Annotated in this window: 16 protein-coding genes; 7 read left to right on the top strand and 9 right to left on the bottom strand. The window is 73.2% G+C overall.

The window, feature by feature from the left end; translation table 11 throughout:
• The first annotated feature begins 71 nt into the window (after positions 1-71).
• The 3 genes from VGP36_15415 (at position 72) to VGP36_15405 (ending at position 2,093) form a co-directional block, all read left to right on the top strand.
• Positions 72-749 carry a hypothetical protein gene (locus tag VGP36_15415; protein HEV7656103.1) on the top strand — a complete coding sequence of 226 codons (678 nt, stop codon included), beginning with the start codon at positions 72-74 and terminating at the stop codon, positions 747-749.
• A gap of 73 nt (positions 750-822) precedes the next feature.
• The gene (locus VGP36_15410) at positions 823-1,347 is read left to right on the top strand and encodes a SigE family RNA polymerase sigma factor (GenBank protein HEV7656102.1); all 525 of its coding nucleotides are present in this window, start codon (positions 823-825) and stop codon (positions 1,345-1,347) included.
• Positions 1,344-2,093, top strand: coding sequence for a hypothetical protein (locus tag VGP36_15405; protein ID HEV7656101.1), 750 nt, complete (start codon positions 1,344-1,346; stop codon positions 2,091-2,093). Before VGP36_15410 ends, VGP36_15405 begins: the two co-directional genes overlap by 4 nt.
• Before the next feature lie 149 nt (positions 2,094-2,242).
• Here the strand turns inward: VGP36_15405 and VGP36_15400 are convergent, their stop codons facing one another.
• The 4 genes from VGP36_15400 to VGP36_15385 form a co-directional block, all read right to left on the bottom strand.
• Positions 2,243-2,518 (bottom strand): hypothetical protein, encoded by a 276-nt coding sequence (locus tag VGP36_15400; protein ID HEV7656100.1) that lies wholly within the window; start codon positions 2,516-2,518, stop codon positions 2,243-2,245.
• A 126-nt stretch (positions 2,519-2,644) separates the two neighbouring features.
• Complete coding sequence (locus VGP36_15395; protein HEV7656099.1) at positions 2,645-3,592, bottom strand: cysteine synthase; 948 nt, start codon at positions 3,590-3,592, stop codon at positions 2,645-2,647.
• Positions 3,593-3,594: 2 nt separating this feature from the next.
• The gene (locus VGP36_15390; protein HEV7656098.1) at positions 3,595-3,870 is read right to left on the bottom strand and encodes a MoaD/ThiS family protein; all 276 of its coding nucleotides are present in this window, start codon (positions 3,868-3,870) and stop codon (positions 3,595-3,597) included.
• Between the two features lie 53 nt (positions 3,871-3,923).
• Positions 3,924-4,358 carry a M67 family metallopeptidase gene (locus tag VGP36_15385; GenBank protein HEV7656097.1) on the bottom strand — a complete coding sequence of 145 codons (435 nt, stop codon included), beginning with the start codon at positions 4,356-4,358 and terminating at the stop codon, positions 3,924-3,926.
• Positions 4,359-4,416: 58 nt separating this feature from the next.
• Between VGP36_15385 and VGP36_15380 the strand changes: the two genes are divergently transcribed.
• A complete protein-coding gene (locus tag VGP36_15380; protein HEV7656096.1) occupies positions 4,417-4,989 on the top strand; it encodes a suppressor of fused domain protein in 573 nt (190 codons plus the stop codon).
• A 28-nt stretch (positions 4,990-5,017) separates the two neighbouring features.
• Here VGP36_15380 and VGP36_15375 read toward each other — a convergent pair whose 3' ends face one another.
• Together VGP36_15375 and clpS are read right to left on the bottom strand one after the other, a co-directional pair.
• Positions 5,018-5,608 (bottom strand): DUF2017 domain-containing protein, encoded by a 591-nt coding sequence (locus tag VGP36_15375; GenBank protein ID HEV7656095.1) that lies wholly within the window; start codon positions 5,606-5,608, stop codon positions 5,018-5,020.
• A complete protein-coding gene (gene clpS / locus VGP36_15370; GenBank protein ID HEV7656094.1) occupies positions 5,605-5,913 on the bottom strand; it encodes an ATP-dependent Clp protease adapter ClpS in 309 nt (102 codons plus the stop codon). The genes VGP36_15375 and clpS overlap by 4 nt, the downstream gene beginning before the upstream one ends.
• A gap of 15 nt (positions 5,914-5,928) precedes the next feature.
• Here clpS and VGP36_15365 point away from each other — a divergent pair, with 15 nt between their 5' ends.
• Together VGP36_15365 and VGP36_15360 are read left to right on the top strand one after the other, a co-directional pair.
• Positions 5,929-7,266 (top strand): nicotinate phosphoribosyltransferase, encoded by a 1,338-nt coding sequence (locus VGP36_15365; protein HEV7656093.1) that lies wholly within the window; start codon positions 5,929-5,931, stop codon positions 7,264-7,266.
• A complete protein-coding gene (locus VGP36_15360; protein ID HEV7656092.1) occupies positions 7,263-7,835 on the top strand; it encodes an isochorismatase family protein in 573 nt (190 codons plus the stop codon). The genes VGP36_15365 and VGP36_15360 overlap by 4 nt, the downstream gene beginning before the upstream one ends.
• Before the next feature lie 210 nt (positions 7,836-8,045).
• Here the strand turns inward: VGP36_15360 and VGP36_15355 are convergent, their stop codons facing one another.
• Together VGP36_15355 and ctaD are read right to left on the bottom strand one after the other, a co-directional pair.
• Entirely contained in the window at positions 8,046-9,239 is a 1,194-nt protein-coding gene (locus VGP36_15355; GenBank protein ID HEV7656091.1) for an ACT domain-containing protein, read from the bottom strand.
• Between the two features lie 141 nt (positions 9,240-9,380).
• Positions 9,381-11,066 carry a cytochrome c oxidase subunit I gene (gene ctaD / locus VGP36_15350; GenBank protein ID HEV7656090.1) on the bottom strand — a complete coding sequence of 562 codons (1,686 nt, stop codon included), beginning with the start codon at positions 11,064-11,066 and terminating at the stop codon, positions 9,381-9,383.
• Positions 11,067-11,400: 334 nt separating this feature from the next.
• Between ctaD and VGP36_15345 the strand changes: the two genes are divergently transcribed.
• Entirely contained in the window at positions 11,401-11,694 is a 294-nt protein-coding gene (locus VGP36_15345) for a GlsB/YeaQ/YmgE family stress response membrane protein (GenBank protein ID HEV7656089.1), read from the top strand.
• Between the two features lie 188 nt (positions 11,695-11,882).
• Here the strand turns inward: VGP36_15345 and VGP36_15340 are convergent, their stop codons facing one another.
• Positions 11,883-13,421, bottom strand: coding sequence for an ATP-dependent DNA ligase (locus VGP36_15340; protein ID HEV7656088.1), 1,539 nt, complete (start codon positions 13,419-13,421; stop codon positions 11,883-11,885).
• Between the last annotated feature and the right edge of the window lie 18 nt (positions 13,422-13,439).

The raw sequence follows: 13,439 nt of genomic DNA, 5'->3' as shown, positions 1-13,439 counted from the left end.
AATCAGTTACCGCGCGGATATATCCTGCCGGATGCGCCGGTCTCCCTCACGCCGGCGGAGAGGAGTCCGCGATGGCTTTCGCGGCGCCAGTCCTGTCCACCCTCGCCCGGTTCGTTGCCGGGTCCCGTACGGTCCGGCGAGCCCTGGTGGTGACCGCCGCGGCGGCACCGCTGCTGCTGCTCGCCGCACCCGCGTCGGCGCTGCCGGTCGGCCCGGCCGCGGCGCCCGCCGCCGGCACCGCGCCCGAGTCGCGGACCGCCGCGGCCCCGGCCCCGGCCACGTCGGCGCCGCACTGCGCGCTGATCGCGGGCGCGGCCACGCTGCGCTGCTTCGCGACCTACCGGGGCGCCGTCGCGTACGGGACCGGCGGCCGGGTGACCGACGCGCCGGTGTCGGCCACCGACGCCGCCACCGACACCGCCTTCGCGGCCGAGGTGAACGCCCCGGTCGCGCCGCTGGCCAGTGTCCTGGTCGGCACCGAGTACGCCGACGCCAATTTCCGCGGCGCCACGCTGAACCTGTTCGCGGCCGGGCGCTGCGACAACAGCTCCGACGTCGATTTCCGGTTCGCCAGCCTGCCGGCCGGCTGGAACGACCGGATCACCAGTTTCAAGAGCTTCTCGAACTGCGCCCAGCAGTTGTTCCGGAACACGAGCTTTACCGGCGGCGCGCTGACCCTCATCATCTCCAGCCTGGCCAACGTCGGAGCCGCGGCCAACGACCAAGCCAGCTCCATCACCTTCAACTGAGCGTCAACTCGCGCCACCTCCCTCCGCGTTTACCGATAGGACACGGGCGGCGAGCGCGAGGAGGGAGCCGTGGGTGCGCGACCGGGCCACCGAGGACGGCTTCGCCGAGTTCACGCGCGCCCGCTGGGGCCGCCTGGTTCGGCTGGCCTACTCGCTGACCCTGGACGTGGGCCGGGCCGAGGACCTGGTGCAGGAGTCGCTGGCCAAGCTCTGGGGCAAGTGGCCGCAGGTCCGCGACGGCGCCCCGGAGGCGTACGTACGGCAGACGATCGTCAACGGCGCGATCTCGGCGTCCCGGCGACGCTGGAAGGGCGAGGAGCCGTACTGGGACCTGCCCGAGCTGCCGGTTCCGCGCGGCTCGCCGGAGGCCGAGGCGGTGGACCAGCGGGACTGGCTGCGCCGCGGGCTGGCCGACCTCTCGGTGCTGCAGCGCGCGGTCGTGGTCCTGCGGTACGCGGAGGATCTCAGCGAGAAGCAGGTCGCGGAGATCCTCGGGATCAGCGCCGGCTCGGTGAAGACGCACGCGTTCCGGGGGCTGGCGCGGCTGCGCACCAGCGGTCACCCGGACCGGGCGACGGCTGAGGAGGTGCGGCCGTGACCGACGACTCCCTCCGCGAGGCCCTGCGTGACCTGATCCCGGACTACTCCGGACCGGTGGACCCGGTGCCGCGGGTGTTCGCAACCGTCCGGCGGCGCCGCTCCCGGCAGCGGACGCTGCTCGCGGTGGCCGGCTCCGGGCTGGTCGCCGTGCTCGCCCTCGCGCTGCCCGCGCTGCTGGTGCCCCGCGGCGGGAGCGGCGGCGTGCCGGCGGCGGCTCCCGGCGCCCCCCCAGGCCCGGTGCCCTCGGCCTCCGGCGCGCTCGGCTCGCCGGCCCCGGAGCCGCCGGTCTACCCGATCGCCTCCGGCACCCTCGCGGGGGCGTACTGGGCGGTCGGGACGGTCTCGCTCGGCCCCGGGGCGAGGCTGTGCGCGGTCTCCGACGACGACCTGTCCCGGTCGGAGGTCGTGTGTTTCGACGGCTGGAAGGCCGGGGCGGCGCCGGCGTTCGCGGTCCAGCCGCTGGCCGACAGGGGCGTCGCGGTCACCCGGGTCGCGGGCATCGCCTCGGCAGCGACGGTCCACGTGCTGGTCCGGCGGGCCGGCGGCGAGCCGTTGACGCTGACCGCGAAGCAGACTGCGACCGAGCCGGACGCGCGGTTCTTCGCGGTGGTGCTGCCGGGGACGGTGGCGGTGCGCAGCGTGACCGCGCTGGACGCGGCCGGGGAGACGCTGGGGCAGCCGGTCCCCGACCCCGGCATCAGCTGCCCGCCGCCGCAACCGGACGTCGCCTGCGCGACGAGGTAGCCGGGGACGCGGCGGGGCCGCAGCCGGACGTCGCCTGCGCGACCAGGTAGGCGGGGCCGCAGCCGGGCGTCGCCCGCGCGACCAGGGTGGCCGGGGCCCGCAACCGGACGTCATCTCCGCGACCAGGTGGCCAGGTGGCCGGGGCTGCGTCAGACGGCCGGGCCGGTCGCGAGGACCTGGATCTCGACATCGCCGGCGGTCTCGCTGACCCGGACCACGGCCGAGCCCTGCCGGCCGTCCCCGGGCGCGACCATCACCGAGGCCCCGGGCTGCCGGCGCACCACGTGCACGACGGCCTCGATCACCTCGACGAAGTCCTCCCCCAGGTCGGCCACCGAGTCCGGCAGCGCGCGCTGTTGGAGGACGCGACGGGTCAGTTCGTCGCGCTTGTGCAGCCGCTCCAGGCGGTCATTGATGTCGGCCATGAGGACCAGCACATTAACCGCTCAGCGGAGCAGTCCGCGGGGACCTATGGGCATGGTCACCCGTCCGCCGATCCGCCGTCATCCGAAGGCGTGAACAGGGTCGTAGCACTAGGACCAAAGCTGCGACTACGCCCAGAGCTGGCCCTCCAGAGCCTGCTCCGCTTCTTCCAGCGTGCCGCCGTAGGCGCCGGTGGAGAGGTATTTCCAGCCGCCGTCGCAGACCAGGAACACGATGTCGGCCGACTGGCCGGCCGCCACCGCCCGGTCCGCCACGCCGAGCGCCGCGTGCAGGATCGCGCCGGTGGAGATGCCGGCGAAGATGCCCTCGGTCTCGACCAGCTGCCGGGTCCGCCGGACCGCGTCCCGGGCGCCGACCGAGTAGCGGGTGGTCAGCACCGAGGGGTCGTACAGCTCGGGGACGAAGCCCTCGTCGACGTTGCGCAGCCCGTAGACCAGCTCGCCGTAGCGCGGCTCGGCCGCGACGACCTGGATCCCCGGGACCTTCTCGCGCAGGAACCGGCCCGCGCCCATCAGCGTGCCGGTGGTGCCGAGGCCGGCCACGAAGTGCGTGATCGCCGGCATGTCCCGGAGGATCTCCGGGCCGGTGGTCTCGTAGTGCGACTGCGCGTTCGCCGGGTTGCCGTACTGGTAGAGCATGACCCAGTCCGGATGCTCGGCCGCCAGCTCCTTGGCCATCGCCACGGCCTGGTTGGAGCCGCCGGCCGCGGGCGACGGAATGACCTTCGCGCCGTACATCTGCAGCAGCACCCGGCGCTCGGGGGAGGTGTTCTCCGGCATGACGCAGATCAGCTCGTAGCCGCGCAACCGGGCAACCATCGCCAGCGAGATGCCGGTGTTGCCGCTGGTCGGCTCGAGGATCGTCGAGCCCGGGTGCAGCAGGCCCTCCTTCTCGGCCGCGAGCACCATGTAGAGCGCGGCCCGGTCCTTCACCGACCCGGTCGGGTTGCGGTCCTCGAGCTTCGCCCAGAGCCGTACGTCCTGCGACGGCGAGAGGCGGGGCACCCCGACCAGCGGCGTGTCGCCGAACGCGTCGAGCAGCGACGCGTATCGCATCGTCAGCCGCCCGCCACCGCGGGAAGGATGGTGACCTCGTCGCCGTCGGACAGCCCGGTGTCCAGGGCGCCGGTGAAGCGCACGTCCTCGTCGTTGACGTAGACGTTGACGAACCGGTGCAGGGTGCCCTCGTCGGTGACGAGGCGGCCCTTCAACCCCGGGAACCTCGTGTCGAGGTCGTCGACGAGCGAGCCCAGGGACGAGCCGTCCGCCTTCACCTGCTTCTCGCCGCCGGTGTACTGCCTGAGAATCGTCGGGATCCGGACCTCGATGGCCATGCCTGAAACTCCTGGGTGCTCTCGGGTTGTCTAAGCCACGAACCGCGCAGGTGCTACAACGCTTCCCTCGCCTCGGCCACGCCGGCTGAGATCCGGACCTCTTCCTCGGTCACGACGTCGTCCACGATCCGGTACGACCGGAACTCGGCGGTCTCCGGGTCCCGGGTGGAGACCAGCACGTAGTGCGCGTCCGGCTGGCTCGCGTACCGCACGTCGGTCCGGGACGGGTACGCCTCGGTGGCGGTGTGCGAGTGGTAGACCACGACCGCCTCCTCGTCCCGGTCGTCCATCTCCCGGTAGACGCGCAGCTGCTCGGCCGGCTCGAACTCGTACTGGGTCATCGAGCGGGCGGCGTTGGTCATCTCGATCACCCGCTCGGGCCGCCCGGTACCGGCCGGTCCGGCGACGATGCCACAGGCCTCGTCCGGGTGGTCGCGGCGGGCGTGCGCGACGATCGCGTCCCGGACCGCCGGGTCGAGGGTCAGCACCCGCTCAGGTTACCGCCGCGCGGTCGCCACTTTGGGTAGCGTGTCGGGGGTGGGCCCCGTGACCGATGTGGACGCGCAGAGCGCGATCGAGAGCCACCTGCGGCACGGGTTCCCGGGCCAGCGGGTGGTCGTGCAGGGCTGGCGTACCGACGCGATGTCCGCGCCGCACGTCCGGGTGCTGCGGGTGGACCCGGAGACCCGGGGCGGGCTCTGGCTGCACGTGTCCAGCGGCGCCTCGATCCCGGCCGAGCAGGCCCCGAGCTCGTCCCAGGGATCGGAGTTCGTGCTGGTCACGCCGTTCAAGACGCTGCGCGCGGTCGAGCTGCTGGCGATGGTCGTCTACTTCCACGGCGTGCAGGAGCTCTCCGTCGGCGACACCGTGTCGGTCGGCGAGCCCTGGCTGCCCGGCTCGACCTGCGGGCACCTGCTCGTCAGCAACCCGTACCTGCTGGCCGACGAGCTCTGGACGCTGCCGCTGCCGGGCCGGACGGTGAACTTCCGCTGGGTCATCCCGATCACGGCCAAGGAGCGGGCGTACGCGGCCGAGCGCGGGCTGGAGGCGCTGGAGCAGCGGTTCGAGGAGGCCGGCCTCGAGTACTGGGACCCGCACCGCCAGTCAGTCGTGAGCTAGCAGCCCCAGGCGGGTGAGCCACCCGTCGCTAGTCGTCGGCGACCTCGATCAGGACGCCCTGCAGCTCGGTCAGCCACAGGTAGACCACGTACGCCGGGGCGTCCGGATCCTCCGGGTCGGGCTCGGCCATCTCCTCGCTCACCTCGAGCCGGGTGCCCAGCGCCAGCCGGACGTCGTTGATCGTGGCCAGCCAGGACTCGGTCGTGTCCGCGTCCAGCCGGACCTCGCCCGGGCCGTCGCCCGGCAGCGTGGCCAGCAGCCGGTCGGCCGCGGTGACCTTGTCCCGGCGCAGCGAGGTCTCGGTCAGCCGGCGGAACTCGCCGGCCGCGTCCGGGTCGTCCCGGTAGGCGTCGGGCAGCAGCCGGGCCAGCGCCGGGTCCTCGGGCGTCTCGGGCTCGTCGGCGTACCCGGCCAGCCCGGCCGGGCCGCCGAGCCCGGTCAGCGCGGACAGCTCGGCGTCGCTGGGCAGCCCGCCGGCCCGGGCGGCCGGCTCGGGCAGCTCCGGCTCACCGTCGGTGAGCAGCTCCCGGACCTCGCCGACCAGGTGCCGCAGCAGCGAGGCCTCGACCTCGTCGAAGCTGACGACCACCCCGCGCCGGGTGCGCTTGACCGCGGTCACTGCTGCTGGAGGGTGGCCCACAGGCCGTACGCGTGCAGCCGGGCCACGTCGTGTTCCATCTGCTCCCGCGAACCGGAGCTGACCACCGCCCGGCCGCGTTTGTGCACGTCGAGCATGAGCTTGGTCGCCTTCTCCCGGTCGTAGCCGAAGAGCTTCTGGAAGACGTGCGTCACGTAGGACATGAGGTTGATCGGGTCGTTCCAGACCAGCGTCACCCACGGCATCGCGGCCCGGACGTCCGTGGCCTCCTCGATGTCCTCTTGCGTGTCGGTTGCGGTCCCGGTGTCGGTACCGGGTGCCATCATGCCGGTCACCGCCCCATGGTGGCACGTGACCCGGCCCGGCTCACAGGCGAGCGCCCGCCTAGAGTCCTCGTCGTGGGGTCGACCGCGCTGCTCACCGACCGTTATGAGCTGACCATGCTGGCCTCGGCCCTGCGGGACGGCTCCGCCGGGCGGTCCTGCGTGTTCGAGACGTTCGCCCGCCGGTTGCCCCACGGCCGGCGGTACGGCGTCGTCGCCGGCACCGGCCGCCTGCTGGACGCGCTGGAGTCCTTCCGGTTCGGCCCGGACGAGCTGGCCGTCCTGTCCGACTCCGGCCTGGACGGCACCACCCTGGACTGGCTGGCCGAATGGCGGTTCACCGGCGACATCGACGGCTACGCCGAGGGCGAGCTCTGGTTCCCCAACTCGCCGGTGCTCACCGTGACCGGCACGTTCGGCGAGGCCGTGCTGCTGGAGACGCTGGCGCTGTCGATCCTCAACCACGACTGCGCGATCGCCGCGGCCGCGGCCCGGATGGCGACCGCGGCCGGGGACCGGCCGCTGATCGAGATGGGCTCCCGGCGTACCCACGAGGAGGCCGCGGTGGCGGCGGCCCGGGCGGCGTACCTGGGCGGCTTCTCCTCGACCTCCAACCTCGAGGCCGGCCGCCGCTACGGCGTGCCCACCTCGGGCACGGCCGCGCACGCGTTCACGCTGCTGCACGACGACGAGGCCGCCGCGTTCAAGGCCCAGATCGACGCGCTCGGGGTCGGCACCACGCTGCTGGTCGACACGTACGACATCGCGCAGGGGATCCGGACCGCGATCGAGGTCGCCGGCCCGTCGCTCGGGGCGGTCCGGATCGACTCCGGCGACCTGAGCGTGCTGGCCCTGGAGTCGCGCGAGCTGCTGGACTCGCTCGGCGCGACCGGGACCCGGATCGTGCTGTCCGGCGACCTGGACGAGTTCGCCATCGCCGGCCTGTCCGGCGCCCCCGTCGACGTGTACGGCGTGGGCACCTCACTGGTCACCGGCTCCGGCGCGCCGACGGCCGGGATGGTCTACAAGCTGGTCGAGGTCGACGGCCGGCCGGTGGCCAAACGCTCCGAGCACAAGGCGACCCAGGGCGGCCGCAAGACCGCGCTGCGCCGGCACCGGGCGACCGGGACCGCGACCGAGGAGGTGCTGGTCGTCAAGGGGTCCCCGTCGCTCGGCCCGCACGACCGGCTGCTGCAGGTGCCGCTGGTCCGCGGCGGCGAGCGGGTCGACGACCCCGCCGATCTGGGCGCCGCCCGGACGCGGCTGGCGGCGGCGCTGCGGACCGTACCGTGGGAGGGTCTCAAGTTGTCCCAGGGCGAGCCCGCCCTGCCGACCGTCCTGCTGGAGGGACCGTGACGCGCGCGGCGATCGTCGTGGACGTGCAGAACGACTTCACCGAGGGCGGCTCGCTCGCGGTCGGCGGCGGGGCCGGGGTGGCGGCGGCGATCACCGCGCACCTGGGCACGGCCGGCTACGACCACGTGGTCGCGACCCGGGACCACCACATCGACCCGGGTACGCACTTCGCCGCGCACCCGGACTTCGTCGCCACCTGGCCGGCGCACTGCGTCGTCGGCACCGGCGGGGTCGAGCTGCACCCGGACCTGGACCGGTCGCTGCTGGCGGCGGTGTTCGACAAAGGCGAATACCAGGCGGCGTACTCGGGCTTCGAGGGGCACGGGCCGGACGGCGCCGGGCTGGCCGACTGGCTGCGCGCCGCCGGCGTGGACACGGTCGAGGTGATGGGCATCGCCACCGACCACTGCGTGCTGGCGACCGCGCTGGACGCGGCCCGGGAGGGCTTCGCGACGACCGTCCTGCTCGACCTCACCGCCGGCGTCGCCGCCGAGACCACCGCCGCCGCCCTCGACCGCCTGCGCACCGCCGGCATCACCCTCGTCGGCACGCCCGTCGTCGCCGCCTGACGTCGCCGCCTCACGTCGCCGCCTCACGTCGCCGCCTCACGTCGCCGTTCCCGCGACCGGGCGATGTCCTGATCGGCGTTACCACTCGGCCGGGTAATTACCACTGACAGTGGTACGCGTCGGCGCCGACGTGCCGTCCGGCGCACACTCGCCCAGGGCGGACGGCGAGACGTCAGCGCGCGGCGGCCGGTCAGCGGGAGCGGCGGGCGATCAGCGGGAGCGGCGGGCGGTGGCGAGCACGTCCTCGGGGCGCAGCGGCGCCTCCTCCGGATCGTCGGACCGCATCCCCAGCACGAACAGCAGCGCATCCAGGTGCGCGCTGCGCTCGGACCCCGGCTCGGCCGGGCGGGCCACGTCCAGCACCACGCCCAGCCCGGCCAGCCGCAGCAGCTCGGCCGCCTCGCCTCCGCAGCCGACCGCGACCGACTGCGCCAGCGGCACCCCGTACGACTCGGCGAAGCGGACCAGCGCCCGGCCCCGCCCGCCGCCGCCGACGACCTCACCGACGATCCGGCCGGTGAGCCGGCCGTCCGCGGTCTCCAGCCGGTTCGCGGCCAGGAAGTCCAGCTCCAGCCCGTCCACCAGCCGCTCGGCGACCTGGGCGATCCCGCCGGTCACCACGCCGGTGCGGTGCCCGGCCCGGCGGGCGGCACCGAGCAGCGCACGCGACCCGTGCGTCCAGCGCATCTGTCCCTGCAGCACGTCCAGGGTGGCCACCGGCGCGCCGGCCAGCAGCGCGGCCCGGGTCCGGACCACCTCCGCGGTCGAGCTGCCCTCGGCCTCGCCCGCGGCCAGCAGCCGCCGGGACTCGGCGCCGCGGCCGATCTGGTCGGCCAGCGCCGCGAACGGCTCCGGCCCGGCCAGCACGGTCTCCAGGTCCATCATCAGCAGCCGCTTGGCCCGCCGCTGCAGGCCCGCGCGCTCGACCGCGACGTCGACGCCGGCGGCGGCCGCGCCCTGGACCAGGCCGGCCCCGAGCCGGGCCGCGTCCACCCCGGACACGACCAGCTCCAGCGCGGTCACCGGCCGGTGGGTGAGCCGGACGATCGAGTGGATGCTGCCGCCGAGGTCGGAGATCCGCCGCGCCATCTCACCGACCGCGCCGGCCCGCAGCGGGCGGCCCAGCACCATCACGTGGTGGCGGACCGGCATCGCGTTGCCGACCGCGTCCGGGTCCTCGGTGATGGACACCTCGACCTCGGTGCCGAGCGCCTCGGCCGCGTGAGTGACCGCGCGGCGGAGCGGGGCCGGGTCACCGTGCAGGGCCAGCACCACCCCGAGCACCATCCGGTCGGAGATGACGACCTGCTCGACGTCCAGGACCTCCACGTCGTGCGCGGCGAGCGCGGCGAACAGGGCGGAGGTGATGCCCGGGCGGTCGTGTCCCGTGACGGTGACGAGCACGGAGTGTGGGTGCATGAGGAAGGGTCTTGCGCTGGGGTCAGCGGGGCCTGGTGAGGCCCGCGCGGTCAGCTCGGGAAGGGATTACGCAACGGTATCAGGCGCGCACGACATGTCACAGGCGCCACCGGTGTGACACCAGGGTCAGCTCGGGTCGGGGTCCTTCGCCCCCTGCCGCGACCCGACGTCCGCCCCGACCAGGTCGTTCGGCCCGAGCGGCCCGCTGCCGGAGTGGGCCTCCAGCTCGAGCCGCTCGGCCAGCTCCGGGTAGTGCGCCTCGAACGCCGGCCGCTCGGACCGGATCCGCGGCATGACGGTGAAGTTGTGCCGCGGCGGCGGGCAGGACGTCGCCCACTCCAGCGAGTTGCCGTGGCCCCACGGGTCGTCCGCGGTCACGACCTCGCCGTACCTGTAGGAGTGGTAGACGTTCCAGAGGAACGGCACCGTGGCGACGCCGAGCAGGAACGAGCCCACCGTCGAGATCGTGTTCAGCGTGGTGAAGCCGTCGCCGGGCAGGTAGTCGCCGTACCGCCGCGGCATACCCTCGGCACCCAGCCAGTGCTGCACCAGGAAGGTGAGGTGGAAGCCGACGAACGTGGCCCAGAAGTGCAGCTTGCCCAGCCGCTCGTCCAGGTAGCGGCCGGTGAACTTCGGGAACCAGAAGTAGATCCCGCCGAAGACCGCGAACACGATCGTGCCGAAGAGCACGTAGTGGAAGTGCGCGACCACGAAGTACGAGTCGTTGAGGTGGAAGTCCAGCGGGGGCGAGCCGAGGATGACGCCGGTCAGCCCGCCGAGCAGGAAGGTGACCAGGAAGCCGATCGACCACAGCATCGGCGTCTCGAAGCTGATCGAGCCCCGCCACATCGTGCCGATCCAGTTGAAGAACTTGATCCCGGTCGGCACCGCGATGAGGTAGGTCAGGAACGAGAAGAACGGCAGCAGCACGGCGCCGGTGGCGAACATGTGGTGCGCCCAGACCGTCACCGACAGGGCGCCGATCGCGATCGTCGCGCCGACCAGGCCCTTGTAGCCGAAGATCGGCTTGCGGCTGAAGACCGGGATGATCTCGGTGACTATGCCGAAGAACGGCAACGCCACGATGTAGACCTCGGGATGGCCGAAGAACCAGAACAGGTGCTGCCAGAGGATGGCGCCGCCGTTCTGCGGTTCGAAGATCTGCGCGCCGAACTTGCGGTCCGCCATCACGCCGAAGATCGCCGCGGTGAGGATCGGGAACGCCAGCAGCACCAGCACGCTGGTCACCAGGATGTTCCAGGTGAAGATCGGCATCCGGAACATCGTCATGCCGGGCGCGCGCAGCGTGATCACCGTGGTGATCATGTTGACGCCGCCGAGGATCGTGCCGAGGCCGGAGATCGCCAGGCCGACGAACCAGAGGTCGGCACCGACGCCGGGCGAGTTGATCGAGTCGGTGAGCGGCGAGTACGCGTACCACCCGAAGTCGGCGGCGCCGCCGGGCGTGGCGAAACCGGACACCGCGGTCAGGGCGCCGAAGAGATACAGCCAGTACGAGAACGCGTTCAGCCGCGGGAAGCTCACGTCCGGGGCGCCGATCTGCAGCGGCAGCACCAGGTTGGCGAACGCGAAGACCATCGGCGTCGCGAAGAACAGCAGCATGATCGTGCCGTGCATGGTGAACAGCTGGTTGTACTGCTCCAGGCTGAGGTACTGCAGGCCCGGGCGGGCCAGCTCACCGCGCATCAGCAGGGCCATCAGGCCGCCCGCGAGGAAGAACAGGAACGCCGTGACCAGGTACATCTTGCCGATCAGCTTGTGATCGGTCGTCTTGAGCAGGTCGAGCAGCATCGACCCACGCGACGTCGTCCGCACCGGAGCGGGGCGGCTGACGATCGGCGAGGGGGCGGTGACGGTCACTGCTGGCCTCCGACTCATCGACAGCACCGCCGGAGCTGGAAGCTCCGGCAGCGAGCATCCGCAGAATAGTCCCCGGCTCCGGCGGGCGCGCTCCGGGATCCACCCGGTGGATCAGGCCGTCGCTGGGCCTGCGGAGATCGCGTCACAGGTGGGTCGTACGCCGATGTGATGCGGTCGGCTGGATTGGGCCCGTGCGGTCCGGGGTACCTCCAGTGCTGACCCAATGTGACGGTGTGGGGCCGTCGCAGACACAGTGGAGGAACCCGTGCTCTGGTTCATCATCTCGCTCATCATCATCGGCGCGATCGCCGGGTTCATCGCCCGCGCGCTGGTGCCGGGCAAGGACCCGATGGGCATCGGCGCGACGATCCTGCTCGGCATCATCGGCTCGTTCATCGGCGGTCTCCTCGGATACCTGCTGTTCGGGCACGACCTCAGCGAGGGCGCGCTGCAGCCGTCCGGGATCATCGGCTCGATCATCGGCGCCGTCATCGCGCTGCTCATCTACCGGGCCGCGACGCGTCGCGGGGTCGGTGGCCGCAGCCGTACGCGCCTCTAGTACCAACGCACCACTCCACGGGGATTGCACACTCGCTGTAACCGAAAGGCCCGGCCTCACGGCCGGGCCTTTCGGCTGTCGGGCCGCCCCTAACCCCCGGGCGGGGCTTCCGCGCGGTGCCGGAGAAGCACCGACCTCCTCCACCGAGGCCCCGCCGCAGGCGGAGGACCAGTAAGTCCAACCCCGGGTCAGGTCGGCTGCCGAGTTCCGGCGTGGATCGCCCGGACGGTGTCGAGGGTGTCCGCTTCGGCGGCGGTCTTGTCCTCCCGGTAGCGCAGGACGCGGGCGAAGCGCAGCGCGACCCCGCCGGGATAGCGCGGGCTCGTCTGCACCCCGTCGAACGCGATCTCGACCACCAGTTCCGGACGTACCCGCACGACCCAGCCGGAGTCGTCGACCGCCAGCTCCCCGAGCCGCGCCGTCTGCCAGCGCAGCATCTCGTCGGTCAGCCCCTTGAACGTCTTGCCCAGCATCACGAACCCGCCGGCCGGATCCCGGGCGCCGAGGTGCAGGTTGGACAACCACCCCGTACGGCGGCCGTGCCCGCGCTCGACCGCCAGCACGACCAGGTCGAGCGTGTGCCGCGGCTTCACCTTCAGCCAGCCCGCGCCCCGCCGCCCGGCCTCGTACGGCCCGGTCAGCGACTTGACCACGACCCCCTCGTGCCCGCGCTCCAGCGCCGCCGCGAACGCCGCCGACGCGTCGGCGGCCGAGCCCGCGACGACCCGCGGCACCCGCAGGTCGACCGGCACCACCGAGGCCAGCGCCGCAGCCCGGTCCGAACCGGGCGCGTCGAGCAGGTCCGCACCGTCCAGGTGCAGCAGGTCGAACAGCACCGGCGACAGCGGCGTCGCGACCCGCAGCCCGACCGGGTCGCCCTTGCTGCCGACCCGGGACGCGGTCACCTGGAACGGCAGCGGCCGGCCGTCCGGTCGCAGCGCGATCGCCTCCCCGTCCAGCACGGCCGCGGTCACCGGCAGCGCCAGCGCCGCCTCCACGACCTCCGGCACGCGGGCGGTGATGTCGTCCAGCGAGCGGGTGTAGACCGCGACGTCCGAGCCGCTGCGGTGGACCTGGATCCGGGCGCCGTCCAGCTTCCACTCGACCGCCGCCGCGCCGCCGATCTTCGCCAGGGCCGTGTCGACGCCGTCGGCGGGCTGGGCCAGCATCGGCAGCACCGGCCGCCCGACCTCCAGCCGGAACTCCGCCAGCGCGGCCGCGCCCCCGGCCAGCGCCGCGGCCGCGACCAGCCCGAGGTCGCCGCGCAGCATCGCCGCCCGCCGGACGTCCTTCACCGGCACCCCGGACGCCTTGGCGACCGTGTCGACCATGACGCCCTCGAGCGCACCCTGCCGCAGCTCTCCCACCAGCAGCTGGCGCAGGAACTTCTGCTCCGGCCCGGTCGCGCGGGCGAACAGCGCGGCCAGCAGCGTCCGCCGGGCCGTCTGCGACCCGGCCCCGGCCTGCCGGCCGACCTCCTCGAAGATCGCGTCGACCTCACCGACCCGCAGCGAGGGCGCGTCAGCCGGCGGCGGCACCTCGCGCAGGCTCGCCCAGCCGACGCCGATCTGCCGCTGCCGCAGCTCCCCGGACAGGAACGCCACGGCCGCGGCTGCCTCCGCGGGATCGGCCCGGGCCAGCGCCTCGGCCAGCAGCCCGACCTTGCCCAGCCGCGCGGAGGTCCCGGCGACCGCCGCCGAGGTGTCGGCGAGGTCCCGGAGCAGCACGGTCATGCCGCAGAAGCT

The sequence above is a fragment of the Mycobacteriales bacterium genome, assembly GCA_035995165.1.
GTDB lineage: Bacteria > Actinomycetota > Actinomycetes > Mycobacteriales > CADCTP01 > CADCTP01.
The sequence above is the reverse complement of the archived record's forward strand: the minus strand, read 5'-3'. Positions and strand labels throughout refer to the sequence as shown.